We start from the raw sequence: 18558 nt of genomic DNA on the forward strand, positions 1-18558 counted from the left end.
GACCGTTGGTCGGCCGAAGTGCTGACCGTTGGTCCCGGGGAATGACGTCGGTCAGCGTTCCCCGCTCAGGCTCGCGACCTGGGCAGCCAGGCCGGTGAACCAGCGCGCCAGGTACGGCGTCTGCCCGCGAGCGAGGGCACGGGCGATGCCGTCCTCGACGAAGTCCACCGTCCAGTGGCCGCGGCGGATCAGCTCCGGGACCACGAAGTCGTCCATCCGCCGTCCCTCGGTGAACGCCTCGTCCCGCTGGGCAAGTGAGGCTCCGCTGATGCCGTCCGCGTCGAAGATGCGGCGCAGCGTGACGTCGATGACCACGGGACGGGCCTCGAGGTAGCGGAGCACGGCCTGCCCGTCGAGGGCACCCGGCCCGCGGGTGATCAGGAACAGCACGGCGCCGCGGTCCACCGGGGGTGGGATCAGACCCTCGTGTGCCCAGTCGAACTGGGCCTCCATGCCGCGGATGCGATCCCACGCCTTGGGGCTGCGCAGGAAGCGGGCCGACCACTCTCGAGAGAACGCCTCGAGGTGCTCGGGGAAGAACGCCTTCGGCAGGTCGTGGGAGTCCGGCAGGTCCAGCGGGGCGTAGGTGACCGCCTGCTCCACCGTCGAGCAGCCGAGGACGGCGGCCGCCGCGGCGGACCAGTGCGCCTGCCGCAGTTCCCCGTCCCACTCGCCGGCAGCCGCGCGTGCACCGGTCGGCGCACCGCTCACCACCCGGTCGTGTCGCCGGATGGCCGGGCGCAGCCGACGGCGCCGGTCGCCAGGCAGGCTCAGGGCAGCCTGGATGACGTCGTCCCGACGGCCGGCGCGCAGGGCAGCCCACAGTCGTTCTTCGGCCGCGTCGAGCATGGCGCTGAGAGTGCCGGACGCGGGAGCGGAGCACTGCAACCGGTTTCAGCCGAGGGAGTCGGTGCAGCCCGCGGCTTGCGACCGAACCCACGCAGGCCGCGCTGAGCCGGCGTGCCGGACCTCGCGGGGGCGGATGCGTGAGAAGTCACCGCTCAGCACGGGAGAGTTGCCCGGAGCTCGGCGGCACCGGTCGGAGCAACGGTCAGCACCCCACCCTGGGCAGCGGTCCGACCTACCTGAACGCGTCTTTGACCTTCTCGCCGGCCTGCTTGAGGTTGCTCGTGGCCTGCTCGCCGCGTCCCTCGGCCTCCAGGTCGGCGTTGCCGGTCGCGCGCCCGGCGACCTCCTTGCCCTTGCCGGCCAGCTCGTCGATCTTGTTCCTGATCTTGTCCTCGCTGCTCATGCCCGTGGTCTACCCCTCCGCGGGCACGGCGATGCCGGGCGGTCGCGGCGGCGGCTGCCCCCAGCCGCGGACGAGCCGGCGTGCGACACCGGCCGGCGGGCTCCCGTCGAGGACCGGTGGGTGCAGCACCCGGACCGGTCCGGCGGTGGACACGGGGCGGCGCGGGTACCGGCGCCCCCATGGGAGTACGCAACGCGGCGGTCGCGGCCGCGGGCCAGTGGACCGACCCCGACGACGGCGTCCGCTACCCCTCCGGGGAGGTCCACGCGTGGGAGCGCGGGCGCAACGAGACGGTCTGCGGGCTGTCGCTGCACCGGTCGGGGCTGACCCGCTTCCCCCACGTCGCCTGGGCGGACGTCCAGCCGGAGTCGGGCCGGCACGCGGAGGAGGTGCAGGCGGTGTGCCGGCGGTGCCGGGCCGCTCAGGGAGCCCGCCGGGACGAGCGCGGCTGGACGCGGACCAACCCTCGTCCCTGACCGTGAGGGGGTGTCGACCGCAGGTCACGCCAGGACGGCACCCCGGCGCGGCGAAACCCTCGAGGGCTCCGAGGCGTTACCGTTCCAGTACGCATGTCGAACCCGGCAACGGCGCCGGGCGAGCGGAGGTGGAACACGAGCATGGAGACGAGCGTGGTCGACGTCCCCGATCGGGGACGCTTCGAGGTGCTGCTCGACGGCCGGGTCGTCGGACTCGCGAGCTACCACGTCGAGAACGGCACCATGGCCCTCCCGCACACCGAGGTGGACCCGTCCGTGGGCGGCCGCGGCATCGGCAAGGTGCTGGTCGCCGGCGTCCTCGCCGCTGCACGCGAGCGCGGCCTGTACGTCCTCCCCTACTGCTCGTTCGTCCGCCACTACATCCAGCAGCACCCCGAGGAGCTCGACCTCGTGGCCGACGACGAGCGCGCGCACTTCGGCCTGGCGACGGCCGCCCACTGACCTGCGGGGCCGCCTCCGGCTCCCTACCCTGGCGCGGGTGCCGATCGCGCTGATGTGGTTCCGCCGCGACCTGAGACTCGGCGACCACCCGGCGCTGCTGGCCGCGCGCGACGCGGCGGGCCCGGAGGGCGCCGTCCTGCCCGTCTTCGTGCTGGACCCGCGGCTGTGGGACCCGGCCGGCGCGCCCCGCCGGCGGTTCCTGCTCGACTGCCTGACCGATCTCGGAGCCGCCGTCGGCGACGCGCTCGTCGTGCGTTCCGGCGACCCGGCGCGGGTGGTCCCGGCCCTGGTCCGAGAGGTCGGCGCGACCAGCGTGCACGTCTCGGCCGACGCCGGCCCGTACGGCCGGCGGCGGGACGACGCCGTGGAGCGCGCCCTCGCGGAGGTGCCGCTCGTGCGCACCGGGTCCCCCTACGCCGTCACGCCGGGTCGGGTGACCAAGGGCGACGGGACGCCGTTCCGCGTCTTCTCCCCCTTCGCCCGGGCCTGGCAGGCTCACGGTTGGCGTGCCCCCGCCCCGCGGCCACGGTCGGTGCGCTGGTACACCGGCGTCCCCTCCGAGGCGCTCCCGGAGGTCCGCCTGGACGGCGTCGCGCTGCCTCCCGCCGGGGAAGCCGCCGCCCGGGACGCGTGGCGCCGGTTCCGGGAGGAGCGGCTTTCCGGCTACCGGGACACGCGGAACAGCCCGGGCACCGACGGCACCAGCCGGGTGTCGGCGTACCTCAAGTACGGCTGCCTCCACCCGCGCACCCTGCTGGCCGACCTCGCCGGCATCGAGGGCGCGTCCGCCGAGCGCTACCGCACGGAGCTGGCCTGGCGGGAGTTCTACGCCGACGTCCTGTGGCACCGGCCGGAGACCCACAAGGAGGCGTTCGACCCGCGCATGCGTGCGCTCACCCAGGACACGGGTCCGGACGCCGACGAGCGGTTCGCCGCCTGGGCGGCCGGCCGCACCGGCTACCCCATCGTGGACGCCGGGATGCGGCAGCTGCTCGGCGAGGCCTGGGTGCACAACCGGGTGCGGATGGTCGTCGCCTCGTTCCTCGTCAAGGACCTGCACGTGGACTGGTGGCGCGGCGCCCGGCACTTCCTCGCCCACCTGGTCGACGGTGACCTGGCCAGCAACAACCACGGGTGGCAGTGGGTGGCCGGCACCGGCACCGACCCCTCGCCGTACCACCGCGTCTTCAACCCGGTCCGCCAGGGCAGGGAGTACGACCCGGACGGCGCCTACGTCCGGCGCTGGGTGCCCGAGCTGCGCGACGTCCCCACCCGGTACGTGCACGAGCCCTGGCTGGCGCCCGACGGCGTCCCCGCCGGCTACCCGCTGCCGATCGTCGACCACGCCGAGGAGCGCCGGGTGGCGCTGGACCGCTACGCGCGGCTGCGCACCGATGGGTGAGGGGGCGGGGATGGCCGCCCCGCTCCTCAGCCGCGGGAGCGGATCCACCCCGGCAGCAGGCCGGAGTCGAACAGCCGCTGCCTGACCGGCGCCATCAGCTCCACCAGCCGCTGCGCCCCGACGGCACCCAGGTGCGCCCAGCCGGGCAGGGCCAGGACGTCGGTCATCGCCTCCACCTCCTGGCGCAGCGCCCGCCCCGCCGCGGTCAGGCCACCCTCGTCGACCAGGCCGCGCGCCCGGCACCGGTCGACACCGGCGGCCCACTGCGCGTCGGTCCAGCCGCGGGTGCTGCGCACGAAGTCGAGGCTGTCCGACGCCAGCCCACCGGTGACCAGCGCCTCCACGGGGTCCAGGCCGGCCGCCATGAGGGCGGTGACGTGGCCGTCGCCGCGGTGCTCGCGGAGCAGCAGCCCGGCGTGCCAGAGCTGCAGGAGCGGGTCGTCGGGCCAGTCGATGCCGCTCCACGCCGCGTACAGCGGGCGCCCGGCCGCCGCCAGGCCGCCGCAGGCCTCCCGCGCCAGGGCGAGCGCCTCGCCGACGTCGGCCTCGCCCAGCACGCGGTGCAGGGCGGCCGAGACGCCACGGCCGCGCGCGGCGGCCCACTGCTCCGGCGTCCCCGCCGCCCAGACCGCCGGTACCGCGCCGGCGACGAGATCGGGCGAGAACACGTAGAAGGTCGCCACGACGACGGCCGGCTCGACCGGCCCGAGAGCGGACGCGCGGGCGGCGAAGTAGCCGGCGCGGGTCGCCGACACGCCGAACTCGTCGTAGGCGGCCTGCACCTCGGGAGCGAAGAAACCCACGACGTGCACGGTCTCCAGCGCGCCCCAGGCCGCCCGCGCCAGCTGCGGTGTCACCGGTGCCACGCGGCCATCGTGGCGGAGTCGCCGCCCAGCGGCGAAGCTGGGGCCATGACCGGTCGAGCCGCCCGTGCCTGAGGGACACACCCTGTTCCGGCTGGCCCGCGACCAGTCGCTCGCCTTCGTCGGCCGCCCGGTGCACGTCACCAGCCCGCAGGGCCGGTTCGCGGCGGGCGCGGCGCTGCTCGACGGGCGGGTGCTCGACGAGGTCACCTCGTACGGCAAGCACCTGTTCGCCTGCTTCGGTGCCGACACCCTGCACGTGCACCTGGGGCTGTACGGCAGCTACACCGCGGGCACCGGCGTCCCGCCGGCGCCGCGGGGCGCGCTGCGCATGCGGTGGGAGGGCGAGGGACCCGACGGCCTCGGGGTGTGGACCGACCTGCGCGGCGCGACCGCGTGCGAGGTGCTGACCACCGCCGAGGTCGACCGGATCCTCGACCGCCTCGGCCCGGACCCGCTACGGCCCCGGAGCGACGGCGTGGCCGCCCACCGGCGGATCTCGGGCAGCCGCACCGCCATCGGGGCGCTGCTCATGGACCAGTCGGTGCTGGCCGGCGTCGGCAACGTCTACCGCGCGGAGCTGCTGTTCCGGCACCGGCTCTCGCCGTTCCGCCCCGGCCGGGACGTCGACGCCGACCTGTGGGCGCGGATGTGGGCCGACCTGGTGGTGCTCATGCGTGCCGGGGTCCGGATGGGCCGCATCGTGACCACCCGGCCGGAGGACCGCACCCGCCGGCGTGGCGCGGTCGTGCGGGAGGACGCGCACTACGTGTACCGCCGCACCGGCCTGCCCTGTCGCCTCTGCGGCACCGAGGTCCGGACCGAGACGATGGTCGGTCGCAACCTGTACTGGTGCCCGGTCTGTCAGGCGGTGTGAGCCCCCGCGGATGCCCCCCGCGGGGTGAGTGACCACCGCCACGAGCGGGCTTATGGTGAGGGGATGTCCGGTACGGCGCGCGCTCTGGTCGTCGCCGTGCTGGCGTGCGCCGGTCTCGCCCTGGGGCTGCCGACCGCGGCGGCGTCCACCGCCGAGGGGCGCTCGTCCGTCGGCTACGACGTCTCACACCCGCAGTGCGACGAGGACCTGCCCGGGGACCACGCGTTCGGCATCGTCGGCGTCAACGGAGGTCTGGCCACGCGGCCCAACCGCTGCCTGGCCGAGCAACTGGCCTGGGCCGCGGACGCGACGGGGGCGGTGGCCGGGCAGCCACGGCTGCAGCTCTACGTCAACACCGCCAACCCCGGTGAGTTCATCGACGCCCTGCACACCTGGCCGCTGCGCGGCACCACCCCGTACGGCGCGTGCGACGGCGACAACAGCACCGCCTGCTCCTGGCAGTACGGCTGGCTGCGCGCCTACGTGTCGGTCGAGGCCTTCTTCGTCCCCGCGGCCCAGGAGGCCGGGGTCGACGCCGACCCCGCCGCGTACCAGTGGTGGCTCGACGTCGAGACGATGAACACCTGGCAGTACGGGTCCGCGGCCGCCCGGGCCCGCAACCGGGCCGCGCTGGAGGGCATGACCGCCTACCTCACCGGCCGCGGCGCCGAGGTCGGGCTGTACTCGACGGGCTACCAGTGGGGGCTCATCGCGGGCGACGTCCCGGCCGACAGCCCGCTCCACGACCTGGACAGCTGGCTCGCCGGCGCCACCACCCTCGCCGGCGCGGAGGCCGCCTGCCGGCGGCCGCCGCTGACCGGCGGTGGCGAGGTGGTCCTCACCCAGTACGTCACCGACGGGCTGGACCACGACCACGCCTGCGACTAGATCGCACCCTTGGCCTGTTCCCCTGCCGGGACGGCGGTCAGCACCTGCAGCTCCGGGGCACCGGTGAGCCTGCCCTCCAGGGCCTGGCTGAGCGTGCTCAACGGCTCGCCCTTGCCGTGGGCCGCGAGCGCCTCGGGGCTCGCCCACTGCTCGATCATGACCAGGCGGCCGTCCTGGCCCTCGTGCAGCGCGTAACGCTGGCACCCGTCCTCCTCGTGCACCTGCGGGATCGCGGTGAGCACCGCCTCCCGCACGGCGTCGGCGTGCTCGGGCTGCGGGGTGATGGTCGCGACGACGACGACGGACACGGGCTGCTCCTGGGGTCGGGGGCGGATGCCTGGTGCATTCCCCACGGTGAGGGCGAGGATGCCTGTCGTGTCGGTCGACGAAGACCCCGGTCCCCCGTCCCCTGCGCCGCCCCTCCGGGTGGCCGTCGTCGGCGCGGGCCCGGCCGGCATCTACGCCGCGGAGGCGCTGACCCGGCAGCAGGAGGTCCCGGTCGCCGTCGACCTCATCGACCGGCTGCCGACCCCGTTCGGCCTGGTGCGGCACGGCATCGCGCCCGACCACCCGAAGATGCGGGCCATCCGCGACACCCTGCACCGGGCGCTGGAGCACCCGCGGGTGCGGTTCGTCGGCAACGTGGAGATCGGCCGCGACATCTCCTGTGCCCAGCTCCACGGCGCCGTCGACGCCGTCGTCTACACCTACGGCGCCGCCCTGGACCGGCAGCTGGCGATCCCCGGCGAGGAACTGCCCGGCAGCCTGGCCGCCACCGAACTGGTCGCCTGGTACACCGGCCACCCCGACGCCGACCGCCCCAGGGTGGAGGCGGCCCTGGCCGGGGCGCGCTCGGTCGTCGTGGTCGGCGTGGGCAACGTGGCCCTCGACGTCGCCCGCGTCCTGGCCCGGACGCCGGCCGAGCTCGAGCCGACCGACATGCCCCAGCACGTGTTGGACGCCCTGGCCGCGGCACCGGTGCAGGAGGTCACCGTCATCGGCCGCCGCGGCCCCGCGCACGCCACCTTCACCACCCAGGAGCTGCGCGAGCTCGGCGAGCTGGCGCGGGCCACGGTGCTGGTGGACCCGGCAGACCTGGAGCTGGACCCGGCCGCGCAGGAACGGGCCGACGCCGACCGGGTGGTGCACCGCAACCTCGCCGTCCTGCACGAGTGGGCGCAGCACGTGCCCGAGCCGGGCCGGACGCCGGTGCGGCTGCGCTTCTACTCCCGACCGGTGCGACTCGTGGGCACCGACCGGGTGACCGGGATCGAGGTGGAGCGCACCGTCGTCGACGAGGACGGTCGTGCCTCCGGCACCGGCGAGACGGAGCTGCTGCCGGCCGACCTGGTCGTCCGGTCGGTCGGCTACCGCGGCAGCGGGCTGCCCCAGCTGCCCCTCGACGAGCGCCGCGGCGTGGTGCCCAACGACGGGGGCCGGGTGCTGCGGAACGGGCGGCCGGCGCCGGGCGAGTACGTGGCCGGCTGGATCAAGCGGGGGCCCACCGGCGTCGTCGGCACCAACAAGCACGACGCCCGGGAGACGATCGCCGTCCTGCTCGAGGACGTCGCCGCCGGCGTGGTGCGCCCGGGCCGCGGCGGGGTCGACGACCTGGTGTCGGAGCTGCGCGCCCGCGGTGCCGACCCGGTGCTGCTGTCGGACTGGCGGGCCATCGACGCCGCCGAGGTGGCCCTCGGCGCCACCCGCGGCCGGGCCCGCACGACCCTGCACGAGTGGGAGTCGCTGCTGGCGGCGGTGCGGGAGGCGGCGGCGCGGCCCCGCTGACCCTCAGCCGACGGCGCGGAGCAGTTCCCGCGCCGCCTCCGGGGTGGCGGCGGCGACGAGCCGGGTGAGGGCCTCGGTGTCCGGGCGCAGGACGAGCGGCTCGCCGTCCGGGTCCAGCACCACGCCGCCGGCGGCGGTGAGCACGGCCAGCCCGCCGGCCACGTCGTGCACGTGGGTGCCGCTGCGGTCGACGTCGTGCCAGGCCGCGGCCGAGCCGTCGGCGACCAGGCACAGCTCGACGGCGGTGCAGCCGGTGACCCGCACCCGCCGCGCGGTGGGCGGCACGGTGACCGCCGACCCCGGCGGGGCCGAGGGGACGACGACCGTACCGCCCGGCCGCGGCCGGATGGGCAGGCCGTCGCGCACCGCACCGGCCCCGACCGCACCGGACCAGCGCCGCCCCGAGGAGAGGTCGACGACGACGCCGGCGACCGGGACGCCGTCCTGGACGAGTCCGGCGGAGAACGCCCACGGCGGCAGTCCGGCCCGGAAGTTGCCGGTGCCGTCGAGCGGGTCGAGCACCACCCACGGCCCGGCGGGGTCCACCGGCCGGTCCGGCCGTTCCTCGCTCAGCAGCGGGACACCCAGCGCGGACAGGACGCCGACGGCGGCGACGTGCGCGGCGTCGTCGGCGGCCAGCGACGGGCTGCCGTCGGCCTTGACCCGCTCCTCCCCCTCCCCGCGCGCCAGGGCGACCGCGGTCTCCACGCGGGTGGCCGCGAGCGCCGCCAGGTGCAGGAACCGCTCGCTCACCGGGGCGCTCGCCGCGGGTGCCGGGACCGGGACCACGCCCCGCCCGCCGGGTCGGTCGCGCACCCGCACGCAGCCCCAGCCCGCGGCGGTCGCCAGCACCGCCGGCGTGTCGGGCCCGACGCCGGTCGAGGCGAGGACCACGGCCTCCGGGGTCCCGTCGACCGTCCACTGCCGCCGGAGCAGGACCGCGGCGCCGTCGTCGTCGGAGAGGACCCGGTAGGCCGGGTCGCTGACCGCCGGGGCCAGGGCGGCGGGCGCGAGCCCGAGGGCGGCGGCCGCGCGGGCGAGCTCCGGTCCGCCGGCGGCCGGGCACGGCCCTCGCCCGGCCGGCGCCGCGCGGTGGACCGGCAGGGTGTCAGCCACTGTTGCGCAGCGCCGTGGCGATGCCGTTGATGGTCAGCTGGATGTTGCGGCGGACCAGCTCGTCGTCGTCCCCGCTCCGGCGCCGCCGCAGCATCTCCACCTGCAGGTGGTGCAGCGGTTCCAGGTAGGGGAACCGGTTGCGGATCGAGCGCGCCAGCGACGGGTTGTCGGCGAGCAGGTGGTCGTCGCCGGTGACGGCCAGCAGCATCCGGCAGCTGCGCCCGTGCTCGGCGGTGAGCTGGTCGAAGACCCGGGCGCGCAGCTCGGCGTCGGGCACCAGCTCGGCGTAGCGGGCGGCCAGGTCGAGGTCGGTCTTGGCCAGCACCATGCCCATGTTGGACAGCACCGTGCGGAAGAAGGGCCATCGACGGTGCAGCTCCTGCAGCCGGGCCAGCCTGGCCTGGTCGCCGTCCACCCAGCCCTCCAGGGCGGTGCCCGTGCCGTACCAGCCGGGGAGCATGATCCGGGCCTGCGACCAGCTGAACACCCACGGGATCGCCCGCAGGTCGGCGATGGAGTCCCCCGCCTTGCGCGAGGGCGGCCGGCTGCCGATGTTGAGCTCGGCGAGCTCGCCGATCGGCGTGGCCGCGCGGAACCACTCGACGAAGCCCGGCGTCTCGTGCACCAGGGCGCGGTAGGCGGCCCGGGCGCGGCCGGCGAGGTCGTCGAGGAGGGCGTAGGCGGGTTCCGCGTCGTCCCCCAGGCCCTCGACGTCGAGCAGGCTCGCCTCGAGGGTGGCCGCGACCATCGCCTCCAGGTTGCGGCGGGCGAGGTCGGGGTCGGCGTACTTGGCGGCGATGACCTCGCCCTGCTCGGTGATCCGCAGCGCGCCGGCGACCGCGCCCGGCGGCTGGGCGCGGATCGCGTCGTAGCTGGGCCCGCCGCCCCGGCCCACCGTCCCGCCTCGGCCGTGGAACAGCCGCAGCCGGATGCCCTCGCGGCGGGCGACCTCGACCAGCGCCAGCTCCGCCCGGTACAGCGCCCAGTTGGCGGCGAGGTAGCCGCCGTCCTTGTTGCTGTCGGAGTACCCGAGCATGACCTCCTGCACGTCCCCCCGGTCGGCCAGCAGCGCCCGGTAGAGCGGCTGGTCGAGGACGGCGGACATCGTCTCGGCGGCGCGCTGGAGGTCCTCGATCGTCTCGAACAACGGCGAGATGCCGACCGGGCAGGTGGGGCCGTCCTCGCCGTCGGGGTCCAGCAGGCCGACCTCCTTGAGCAGGACGGCGACCTCCAGCACGTCGCTGACCGAGTCGCACATGCTGATGACGTAGTTGGGGACCGCCCGCGGGCCCAGCGCGGCGACCTGCTCGGCCGCGGCGGTCAGCACGTCGAGCTCGCCGCGGGCGGTCTCGGAGAGGTCCGCGCCGGGGCGCACGAGCGGACGGCGCATCCGCAGCTCGCCGACGAGCAGGGCCACCCGCTCCTGCTCGCCGAGCGCGGCGTAGTCGGGGCAGACGCCGGCCCAGGCCAGCAGCTCGGCGACCACCTCCTCGTGCACGGCCGAGTTCTGCCGCATGTCCAGCCCGCACAGGTGGAAACCGAAGACCTCGACGCTGTCGCGCAGCCGGGCCAGCCGGTCGTCGGCCAGGGCCCCGGCGCCGTGCCGGCGCAGCGACGCGTCGACCGTCGCGAGGTCGGCCAGCAGCTCGTCGGGGCTGTCGTAGGGCTCGAGCTCGTGGTGCGGCGGCGGACCCGGGACGGCGCCGAGCACCCGCTGGGCGGTCGCGGCCAGGCGGGCGTGGATGCCGTGGAGGGCGCGCCGGTACGGCTCGTCGGCGCGGAACGGGGAGTCGTCGCGGGAGGCCTCGGCCAGGTGGGCGAGCTCCGGCGTGGGGGTGATCAGCCGGTCGGACATCGACAGCTCGTCGCGCAGCACCAGCAGCTCGGACAGGTGGTGGGCCAGCGCAGTCTCGGCCTGCCGGGTGCTGGCCTGGCGGACGGCGTCAGCGGTGACGAACGGGTTGCCGTCGCGGTCGCCGCCGATCCACGACCCCGGCAGCAGCATGGGGCGCGCCAGCAGGCCGGCGTGCGGCCAGCGCTCGCGCAGCGCCCGGCGGAGCTCGGCGTTGATGGCCGGGACCACCTCGAACAGGGACAGCTCGTAGTAGCGCAGCGCCTCGTCGATCTCGTCGGCCAGCCGCAGCCGGGACAGCCGCAGCAGCGCCGTCTGCCACAGGGTCAGCACCGCGCGCTCCAGCCGCGCGGACCACTCGGCGTCGGCCTCCCCCGGCGCGAGGCGGTCGCGCTGCCGGAGCAGCTCGCTGACCTGCCGCTGCACCCGAGAGACCGTCTTGCGCCGCACCTCGGTGGGGTGCGCGGTGACCACCGGGCAGACCAGCGCGCCGGAGAGCTCGCGTGCGACGACGTCGGGGTCGGGCCGCTCGGCGTCCAGCAGGGCGAAGGTGGCCGCCAGGCTGCCCTTCTGCGGCGGTGAGCCCTCCCGCCGGTGGAAGCGTCTCCGTCGCTCGTGGTGGATGTCCTCGGCGATGTTGGCCAGCAGTGAGAAGTGGCTGAACGCGCGGATCACGTGGTTGGCCGACCGGACGTCGAGGTCCCCGAGGCGGGCGGCCAACTCGGCGCGGTCGACCTCTGACCGGCGGATGCGGAAGGCCTCCACGCGGGTGGACTCGACGAGGTCGAGGACGTCCTCCCCGGACTGCTCCCCGATCACCTCGCCGAGCACGCGGCCCAGCAGGCGGATGTCCTCCCGCAGCGGGGCGTCGGTGGCGTCCCCCTCGTCGGCCCCGTGGTGGCGCAGGTCGGCGACGTCGACGGTGGCTTCGGACATCGCTGCAGTATCCCGGCCTGGTGTCACGGGCGGGTGTCCTGGGGACATGTCGTCCGTGCGCACCCTGACCGCCGTCCCGGCCGCCCCGTCCCCCGCCGTCCACGGCGAGGGACCGACGTGGGACGCCGAGCGCGCCGAACTGCTCTGGGTGGACATCACCGCCGGCCTGGTGCGACGGGCCCACGTGGCAGCCGACGGCACCCTCGCCGAGACCGCACCGGCCCTCCGGGGCGGCGACACCGTCGGTGCGGTCGTCCCGGCCGTGGCCGGCGGGTGGCTGCTCGCGGCCGGCGGCGGGTTCACCCACCTCGGGGACGACGGCACCGCCCGGGTGCTGCTCGAACTGGCCGGTGAGGGCGGCACCGAGGCCGACGGCGGTACCCGGATGAACGACGCGAAGTGCGACCGGGCCGGCCGGTTCTACGCCGGCACCATGGCCTTCGACCAGCGCCCCGGCGCCGGCACGCTCTACCGACTCGACCTCGACGGCACCGTGTCGACCGTGCTCGACGGGCTGACCGTCTCCAACGGCCTGGGCTGGTCACCCGACGAGCGCACCGTCTACCTCGCCGACTCCGGCCCCGGCGTCGTGCACGCCTTCGACTACGACCCGGGCGACGGGAGCTTCACCCGCGGCCGGGTCCTGCTGGACCTCGAGGGGGACGACGGCGTCGCGGACGGCCTCACCGTCGACGACGAGGGTTGTCTCTGGACGGCGATGTGGGGCGCGGGCCAGGTCCGCCGGTGGTCGCCCGACGGGGACCTCCTGGCCGTCGTCGAGGTGCCGGTGGCCCAGACGTCGAGCTGCGCCTTCGCCGGGCCCGGGCGGGGCCTGCTGGTGGTGAGCACCTCCACCGAGGGCATGGACGACGCGGCGCGGGCGGCCCAGCCCGACGCCGGCCGGCTGTTCACCGCGCCGGCCGGGGTGACCGGCCCGCCGGCGTCCCCCTACCGCGGGCCGCTCGACGCCCTGCGCCGGTAGGGAGGCCCTGGGGGCGGTCCCCTTCAGTCCCCCAGCTCGCGGAGGGCCTCGGCGGCCAGTGCGTCGCCGTCGGCGGCCCCGAGCCGGAAGTGCTCGACCGCACCCTCCAGGTCGCCGCGGTCGGCGAGCAGCACGGCGAGGTTGTGGTGGCAGTACGTGTCCCCGGCGGTGATCCCGGCCCGGTAGGCCTCCTCGGCGGCCTCCACGTCGCCGAGCTGCTCGGCGTAGAAGTTGCCCAGCGGCAGCCAGGCCTGCAGCTCGCCCCGCTTGGCGCCGCGCTCCAGGGCGAAGCGCGCCTCCTCCGGCCGGCCGTTCTCCCGCAGCAGCTGGGCGAGTGCGACCCGGGCGCCGGGGAAGAGGTCCTGGCCGGCGCGCAGGTCCCCCTCCAGGCCGGGGTCGAGCGTGGCGCCCCACCGCCAGGTGGCGACGACGGCCGCGGCCAGCGCGTCCCCGGCCGCGGCCAGCTCCTGGGCGACGGCCAGCGCCTCGGCCCGCTCCCCCTGGTCGTGCAGCAGGAAGGCCAGCTGCAGACCCCCCATGGCGTCCCCGGCCGCACCCGCGCCCTCGTAGGCGCGCATGGCCCCGGCGAGGTCCCCCAGCTCCTCCAGCACCAGGCCGAGGTTCACCCACGCCTCGGCCTCCCCGCCCGCGAGCGCCTGCTCGTAGGCGTCGACGGCCTCCTCGACGCGGCCGCGGGCGGCCAGGGCGTTGCCCAGGTTGAACCACCCGAGCGAGGCGCCCAGCTCGGCGGCGCGACGGAAACAGCGCTCGGCGTCCTGGTCGCGCCCGGCATCGGCCAGGTCGCAGCCCAGTTCGATGATCGCGTCGGCGTCCCGGCAGGCGCGCAGCCGACGGAGGCGCCCGTCGAGGTCCTTCCCCATGCGGCGATCATCACCGGGCGCCGTCGCCGCGTCGTCCCCCGACGGTGGCGTCTCACCCCTCGGAGGCGGTGCCGCCGATCACCCGCCGAAGGCCTCCCGCCACGCGGGCACCAGCGTCCGCCGGCTCCACTCGAGGAACGGCGCCTGGTGGTCGCCACCGATCTGCACCAGCGCGAGGTGGGTGAACCCGGCGTCGGCGTACTCCTGGGCCGCCGTGATGACGGCGTCGACGTCGTCACCGCACGGGATGCTCCCGGCGACGTCCTCCTCGCGCACGAACTGGCTGGCGGAGTCGAACGCCTGGGTGCCGGGCAGTTCGGCGTTGACCTTCCAGCCGAGGCCGAACCAGCGGAACAGCGTGTGTGCCCGGGTGACGGCGGCATCCCGGTCGGTGTCGTAGCAGATCGGCATCTGCCCGATCCGCGGCTTGCCGGCCCCACCCGCGGCGTCGAACCTCTCCCCCAGCTCCGGGTCGGGCGCGACGGCGATCATGGCGTCGGCGAGCTCACCGGCGATCCGGCAGGACTGGGCTCCGGAGACGGCGACCGCGATGGGCACCCGCTTCTCGGGCAGGTCGAAGAGCTTGGCCGACTCGACGTCGAAGTGCTCGCCGCGGACGTTGGTGTACCCGCCGTCGAACAGGTCGCCGATGATCTGGATCGCCTCGACCAGCATCTCCTGCCGGACGTCGGCCGGCGGCCAGCCGGCGCCCACGACGTGCTCGTTGAGGTTCTCCCCCGAGCCGAGGCCGAGGGTGAAGCGGCCGTCGGACAGCAGCTGCAGCGTCGCCGCCTTCTGCGCGACGACGGCCGGGTGGTACCGGAAACTCGGGCAGGTCACGTAGGTCATCAGCGGGATGCGGCCGGTGGCCTGGGCGGCGGCGCCGAGCACCGTCCAGGCGTGCGGCGCGTGGCCCATCTCGTCCAGCCACGGGAAGTAGTGGTCGCTGCTGACCGCGAAGTCGAAGCCGGTCTCCTCGGCGCCCACGACATGACCGACGAGGTCCTTCGGCCCGGCCTGCTCGGTCATCATCGTGTAGCCCAGCTGCATCGCCATGTGGGCGCGCTACCCGGCGACCGGACGGGTGAACCCGCCGCCACCGGGCACCGTCCTGGCCGGGGTCCTCGCTCAGGCCCGCTCGGCGCGCAGCGCCTCGCGCAGCTTGGTCTTCCCGCTCGTGCGCAGCAACGAGCCGGCGTACACCCGCCCGCCCAGCCGCACGACGAGCGCGATCGCCGCGAGCATCAGGACGACGGCGAGCCCGGTCTCCCACGCGGCGACCTCGCCCGCCGCCCGGCGGACCGGCATCACCAGCGGCGAGAGACCGGGCACGTAGGAGGTGACCCGCGCCAGCGCCCCGCCGGGGTCGGCGGCCGCCTGGATGCCGATGACGAACGCGGCGACCAGCACCAGCGTCGTCGGCATGACCACCGTGCCGAGGTCCTCCTGGCGGCTGACTAGCGACGCCGCGACCGCGAAGACCGCCGCGTAGAAGGCGTAGCCCAGCACGAACCAGAGCACCACGGAGACGGCGGTGCCCACGAGGTCACCGGCGATGTCGACCAGGTCGAGGGCGAGCGCCCCGCCGACGGCCACCACGGCGATCAGCACGATCTGCGCCAGCCCCAGCAGCCCCAGGCCGATGATCTTGCCGGCCAGCAGCTGCCAGGGCCTCATCGTGGCGAGGAGGAGTTCCACGACCCGGCTGGACTTCTCCTCGACCACGCCCTGGGCGACGAACTGCCCGAACAGGATCAGCAGGCTGTAGAGGACGCCGACGCCGACCATCGCGACGACGACCCGCTGGCCGTCCTCGTCGGCGTCCGGGTCGAGGGCGGTGACCGCGACCTCGGGGACGTCGAGGCCGGTGATGCCGGCCGCCCGCAGCTGCTCGGCCAGGGACAGCTGCGCCACCGCGCCCTGGACCACACCCTGCAGCGTCGCACCGGCGCTCTGCGGCACCAGGAGCTGCGGGGCGCCGGCGACGTCCGCGACGAGCACGCCGTCGACGTCCTCGTCGTCGATCGCGGTCCGCGCCGCCGCCTCGTCGGCGAGCGGCAGGACCTGCACGTCGGCACCGAGCGCCTCGCCCTGCGCCTCGAGCGCGGGCTGCAGCGCGGCGACGTCGCCGACGACCCCGATGCGCGTCTCCTCGGTGCCGGAGTCCAGCGCGACCTGCAGGCCCAGCACGCCGACGAGCACCAGCAGGATGACGACCGAGCTGATGATGAAGTTCTTGTCGCGGACGCGGCTGGCGACCTCCCGCCCGGCGACCAGCCGGACCATGGCGGCGCTGCCGACCTCCTGCGGCCGGCTCACGCTGCCACCTCCGGTGCCGACGGCGCGGCCACGGCCTCGCGGAACAGTTCCACGAGCGTCGGTTGCTGCCACGCGAAGTGGGTGACCGGGCCCGTGGTCAGGGCCGCGGCCAGCACCGCCTGGTCGTCGGCGTCGCCCTCCAGCTCGAGCACGGTGTCACCGGCCTGCTCGGAGACGACCCGGACGCCCGGGACGGCGGCGGCCCAGCCCGGGGCCGCGGCGGGGGCCACCACGCGCAGCAGCCGCCCGGTTTCGCGCCGGCGGAGCTCGTCGACGGTGCCGGTGGCGACCATCCGGCCGCGGGCCAGGATGCCGACGGAGTCGCACAGCCGCTCGACGAGATCGAGCTGGTGGCTGGAGAAGACCACCGGTACGCCCTGGCGGACCTGACCGAGCAGCGCCTCGGCCAGCGAGTCGACGCCGATCGGGTCCAGGCCCGAGAACGGCTCGTCGAGGATCAGCACCTCGGGCCGGCTCACCAGCGCGGCGGCCAGCTGGACCCGCTGCTGGTTGCCCAGCGACAGCTTCTCCACCGGGTCACCGCTGCGCGGCCCGAGCCCGAGCACCTCCACCCACTCGTCGGCGGCGCGCCGGGCCGCGGCGCGGCCGAGGCCGTGCAGCCGGGCGAAGTAGGCGACCTGCTCGCCGACCCTCATCTTGGGGTAGAGCCCGCGCTCCTCCGGCATGTAGCCGATCCGCCGGCGCACCGACGGGTCCAACGGGCGCCCCTGCCAGCGGACCTGGCCCGCGTCGGCACGGGCCAGGCCCATCGCGATGCGCATCGTGGTGGTCTTCCCGGCGCCGTTGGACCCGCAGAAACCGAACATGGAGCCGGGGGCGACGCTGAAGGACACCCCCTCGAGCACCCGGGTGGACCCGTAGGTCTTGTGGAGCCCGTCGAACTGCAGCACTGCGGTGGTCTCCCCTCGTCGGCTCCCGACCGTATCGGTCGGTCCGACCGGTCCCGTGACCGACGCGGGGTCAGCCCACCGGGTCGCCATTGCGGAGGGGGGTCACGGTGGTCGCCGTCCCGGCCCGCGCCAGCCGCCAGGCCGTACCGAGCCCGGCGACCCGGCCGGTGCCGTCGACGACGTGCACGGCGGTGTCCTCGTCCAGTGCCAACCCCCGGCCGCCCGGCACGCCGGGGAGCGCGCTGATCAGCCGCGGCAGGGTGCCCCACTGCGCGCAGTGCACGTCGACGGCCCACGGCACCAGCCCCAGGCCCGGGACGACGCCCACCTCCTCGAGGTCCTCGGCGGCGTCCTCGGGGCAGACGCGGACGCCGCCGGCGCGCCACCCGCCGACGACGGCGGCGCCGGCGCTGACCGCCGCGCCCGCGGAGAAGCCCGCGTAGGGACGGTCGCCCGCCGCCAGCCAGGCCCGCAGCTCCCCCGCGACGGGCGCCAGCGCGTCGGCGTAGGCGGGGGTGAGCCCGCCGCACACCAGCAGCGCGTCGGCGTCGCCGAGCGCCGCCACGTCCAGCCGGCCGCCCAGCGGCACCAGCACCGGCACCGGCTCGCAGGTCGCCGTCCGCCGCAGGACGGCGGCCCAGCGCTCGAACTGCGCGGCGCCGTCCCCCTCGTCGAGGACGACGGCCGCCACCACGGGCGCGGTGCCCGCCCCCTCCAGGAACGGGCCGTAGAGGGCCGCGGTCGCGGACGGGTCCCAGCCGCCGCCGAGCAGGTGGACGGGCGGCACGGGCGTACTCCTCGGGTCCGGGGCGCGGGCCGGGTCAGTCTGCCCTGCGGACGCGCGGTTCCTGCGGTCTCATCGGTCCATGAGCGAGGAGAACGTCCCGGCTCGGCCGCCCACCGGTGTCGGGCTGGAGGGCCTGCGCGCCGCCGCTGCGGGGTGCCGGGCGTGCGAGCTGTGGCAGGACACCACGCAGACGGTGTTCGGCGAGGGACCGGAGACCGCGCGCATCGTCTTCGTCGGCGAGCAGCCCGGCGACCAGGAGGACCGCCGGGGCGAGCCGTTCGTCGGCCCGGCCGGGCGGCTGCTGGACAAGGCGCTCGCCGAGGCCGGCATCGACCGCCGCGACGCGTACATCACCAACGCGGTCAAGCACTTCTCGCACACCGTGAAGGGCAAGCGGCGGGTCCACCAGACCCCGCGGCCGGAACACCTGCGGGCGTGCCGGCCGTGGCTGGAGGCGGAGTTCGCCGTCCTGCAGCCGGAGGTGGTGGTGTGCCTGGGCGCCACGGCGGCCAAGGCGCTGATCTCGCCGTCCTTCCGGATCACGAAGGACCGCGGGCAGCTGGTCCCGTGGACCCCGCCCGGCGCCGGGGCCGCCGACCCGGCCGACGACGACGAGGACGCCCCGCACCAGACGTGGATGCTGGCGACCACGCACCCCTCGGCCATCCTGCGGACGCCGGACGAGGCCCGCGACGCCGCCTACGACGCGCTCGTCGCCGACCTCCGGGTGGTCGCGCACGCGCTCGCCTGACCCCTGTCGGGCGGAACG

18 protein-coding genes and 1 pseudogene are annotated in these 18558 nt (G+C 75.8%); 8 read left to right on the forward strand and 11 right to left on the reverse strand.

The window, feature by feature from the left end:
- Window positions 1-51: 51 nt before the first annotated feature.
- Window positions 52-849: a hypothetical protein gene (locus ACI78V_RS08665; protein WP_456850436.1), complete on the reverse strand. Its 798-nt coding sequence runs from the start codon at window positions 847-849 to the stop codon at window positions 52-54.
- Window positions 850-1081: 232 nt separating this feature from the next.
- The gene (locus ACI78V_RS08670) at window positions 1082-1252 is read right to left on the reverse strand and encodes a CsbD family protein (protein ID WP_456850437.1); all 171 of its coding nucleotides are present in this window, start codon (window positions 1250-1252) and stop codon (window positions 1082-1084) included.
- 179 nt (window positions 1253-1431) lie between these two features.
- Between ACI78V_RS08670 and ACI78V_RS08675 the strand changes: the two genes are divergently transcribed.
- The 3 genes from ACI78V_RS08675 (at window position 1432) to ACI78V_RS08685 (ending at window position 3592) form a co-directional block, all read left to right on the forward strand.
- On the forward strand, window positions 1432-1728 hold the full coding sequence (locus ACI78V_RS08675; RefSeq protein ID WP_456850438.1) for a hypothetical protein: 297 nt from the start codon (window positions 1432-1434) through the stop codon (window positions 1726-1728).
- 93 nt (window positions 1729-1821) lie between these two features.
- Window positions 1822-2190 (forward strand): GNAT family N-acetyltransferase, encoded by a 369-nt coding sequence (locus ACI78V_RS08680; RefSeq protein ID WP_456850439.1) that lies wholly within the window; start codon window positions 1822-1824, stop codon window positions 2188-2190.
- A gap of 37 nt (window positions 2191-2227) precedes the next feature.
- A complete protein-coding gene (locus ACI78V_RS08685; protein WP_456850440.1) occupies window positions 2228-3592 on the forward strand; it encodes a cryptochrome/photolyase family protein in 1365 nt (454 codons plus the stop codon).
- Window positions 3593-3618: 26 nt separating this feature from the next.
- Here the strand turns inward: ACI78V_RS08685 and ACI78V_RS08690 are convergent, their stop codons facing one another.
- Window positions 3619-4458 (reverse strand): SCO6745 family protein, encoded by an 840-nt coding sequence (locus ACI78V_RS08690; protein ID WP_456850441.1) that lies wholly within the window; start codon window positions 4456-4458, stop codon window positions 3619-3621.
- Between the two features lie 64 nt (window positions 4459-4522).
- On the opposite strand from ACI78V_RS08690, the gene ACI78V_RS08695 reads away from it, so the two are divergent.
- Both ACI78V_RS08695 and ACI78V_RS08700 read left to right on the forward strand, forming a co-directional pair.
- Entirely contained in the window at window positions 4523-5332 is an 810-nt protein-coding gene (locus ACI78V_RS08695; protein ID WP_456850442.1) for an Fpg/Nei family DNA glycosylase, read from the forward strand.
- A gap of 63 nt (window positions 5333-5395) precedes the next feature.
- Window positions 5396-6220 carry a hypothetical protein gene (locus ACI78V_RS08700; RefSeq protein WP_456850443.1) on the forward strand — a complete coding sequence of 275 codons (825 nt, stop codon included), beginning with the start codon at window positions 5396-5398 and terminating at the stop codon, window positions 6218-6220.
- Here ACI78V_RS08700 and ACI78V_RS08705 read toward each other — a convergent pair.
- A complete protein-coding gene (locus tag ACI78V_RS08705) occupies window positions 6217-6528 on the reverse strand; it encodes a putative quinol monooxygenase (protein WP_456850444.1) in 312 nt (103 codons plus the stop codon). The genes ACI78V_RS08700 and ACI78V_RS08705 overlap by 4 nt on opposite strands.
- 58 nt (window positions 6529-6586) lie before the next feature.
- Here ACI78V_RS08705 and ACI78V_RS08710 point away from each other — a divergent pair, with 58 nt between their 5' ends.
- A complete protein-coding gene (locus ACI78V_RS08710; RefSeq protein WP_456850445.1) occupies window positions 6587-8005 on the forward strand; it encodes an FAD-dependent oxidoreductase in 1419 nt (472 codons plus the stop codon).
- Window positions 8006-8008: 3 nt separating this feature from the next.
- On the opposite strand, the gene ACI78V_RS08715 is transcribed toward ACI78V_RS08710, so the two are convergent.
- Together ACI78V_RS08715 and ppc are read right to left on the reverse strand one after the other, a co-directional pair.
- A complete protein-coding gene (locus ACI78V_RS08715) occupies window positions 8009-9121 on the reverse strand; it encodes an inositol monophosphatase family protein (protein ID WP_456850446.1) in 1113 nt (370 codons plus the stop codon).
- Complete coding sequence (gene ppc / locus ACI78V_RS08720) at window positions 9114-11909, reverse strand: phosphoenolpyruvate carboxylase (protein ID WP_456850447.1); 2796 nt, start codon at window positions 11907-11909, stop codon at window positions 9114-9116. Before ppc ends, ACI78V_RS08715 begins: the two co-directional genes overlap by 8 nt.
- Before the next feature lie 46 nt (window positions 11910-11955).
- Here ppc and ACI78V_RS08725 point away from each other — a divergent pair, with 46 nt between their 5' ends.
- Window positions 11956-12891 (forward strand): SMP-30/gluconolactonase/LRE family protein, encoded by a 936-nt coding sequence (locus tag ACI78V_RS08725; protein ID WP_456850448.1) that lies wholly within the window; start codon window positions 11956-11958, stop codon window positions 12889-12891.
- Between the two features lie 23 nt (window positions 12892-12914).
- Here ACI78V_RS08725 and ACI78V_RS08730 read toward each other — a convergent pair whose 3' ends face one another.
- The 5 genes from ACI78V_RS08730 to ACI78V_RS08750 form a co-directional block, all read right to left on the reverse strand.
- Window positions 12915-13772 (reverse strand): tetratricopeptide repeat protein, encoded by an 858-nt coding sequence (locus tag ACI78V_RS08730; RefSeq protein ID WP_456850449.1) that lies wholly within the window; start codon window positions 13770-13772, stop codon window positions 12915-12917.
- 78 nt (window positions 13773-13850) lie between these two features.
- The gene (locus tag ACI78V_RS08735; protein ID WP_456850450.1) at window positions 13851-14828 is read right to left on the reverse strand and encodes a TIGR03557 family F420-dependent LLM class oxidoreductase; all 978 of its coding nucleotides are present in this window, start codon (window positions 14826-14828) and stop codon (window positions 13851-13853) included.
- Between the two features lie 72 nt (window positions 14829-14900).
- Window positions 14901-16091, reverse strand: coding sequence for an ABC transporter permease (locus ACI78V_RS08740; RefSeq protein WP_456850451.1), 1191 nt, complete (start codon window positions 16089-16091; stop codon window positions 14901-14903).
- Window positions 16088-17002: an ABC transporter ATP-binding protein gene (locus ACI78V_RS08745; protein ID WP_456850452.1), complete on the reverse strand. Its 915-nt coding sequence runs from the start codon at window positions 17000-17002 to the stop codon at window positions 16088-16090. The genes ACI78V_RS08740 and ACI78V_RS08745 overlap by 4 nt, the downstream gene beginning before the upstream one ends.
- 70 nt (window positions 17003-17072) lie before the next feature.
- The gene (locus tag ACI78V_RS08750) at window positions 17073-17789 is read right to left on the reverse strand and encodes a hypothetical protein (protein ID WP_456850453.1); all 717 of its coding nucleotides are present in this window, start codon (window positions 17787-17789) and stop codon (window positions 17073-17075) included.
- Window positions 17790-17847: 58 nt separating this feature from the next.
- On the opposite strand from ACI78V_RS08750, the pseudogene ACI78V_RS08755 reads away from it, so the two are divergent.
- Window positions 17848-18540: pseudogene (locus ACI78V_RS08755) on the forward strand (UdgX family uracil-DNA binding protein); the annotation flags it as partial.
- Window positions 18541-18558 lie beyond the last annotated feature (18 nt).

It is taken from the genome of Geodermatophilus sp. SYSU D00742, from assembly GCF_054049935.1.

What these genes read in the sequence shown, in the direction of transcription:
- ACI78V_RS08665 (WP_456850436.1), bottom strand. Translation starts at nt 849, where the DNA reads ATGCTCGACGCGGCCGAAGAACGACTGTGGGCTGCCCTGCGCGCCGGC.
- ACI78V_RS08670 (WP_456850437.1), bottom strand. Translation starts at nt 1,252, where the DNA reads ATGAGCAGCGAGGACAAGATCAGGAACAAGATCGACGAGCTGGCCGGC.
- ACI78V_RS08675 (WP_456850438.1), top strand. Translation starts at nt 1,432, where the DNA reads ATGGGAGTACGCAACGCGGCGGTCGCGGCCGCGGGCCAGTGGACCGAC.
- ACI78V_RS08680 (WP_456850439.1), top strand. Translation starts at nt 1,822, where the DNA reads ATGTCGAACCCGGCAACGGCGCCGGGCGAGCGGAGGTGGAACACGAGC.
- ACI78V_RS08700 (WP_456850443.1), top strand. Translation starts at nt 5,396, where the DNA reads ATGTCCGGTACGGCGCGCGCTCTGGTCGTCGCCGTGCTGGCGTGCGCC.
- ACI78V_RS08710 (WP_456850445.1), top strand. Translation starts at nt 6,587, where the DNA reads ATGCCTGTCGTGTCGGTCGACGAAGACCCCGGTCCCCCGTCCCCTGCG.
- ppc (WP_456850447.1), bottom strand. Translation starts at nt 11,909, where the DNA reads ATGTCCGAAGCCACCGTCGACGTCGCCGACCTGCGCCACCACGGGGCC.
- ACI78V_RS08725 (WP_456850448.1), top strand. Translation starts at nt 11,956, where the DNA reads ATGTCGTCCGTGCGCACCCTGACCGCCGTCCCGGCCGCCCCGTCCCCC.
- ACI78V_RS08730 (WP_456850449.1), bottom strand. Translation starts at nt 13,772, where the DNA reads ATGGGGAAGGACCTCGACGGGCGCCTCCGTCGGCTGCGCGCCTGCCGG.
- ACI78V_RS08735 (WP_456850450.1), bottom strand. Translation starts at nt 14,828, where the DNA reads ATGGCGATGCAGCTGGGCTACACGATGATGACCGAGCAGGCCGGGCCG.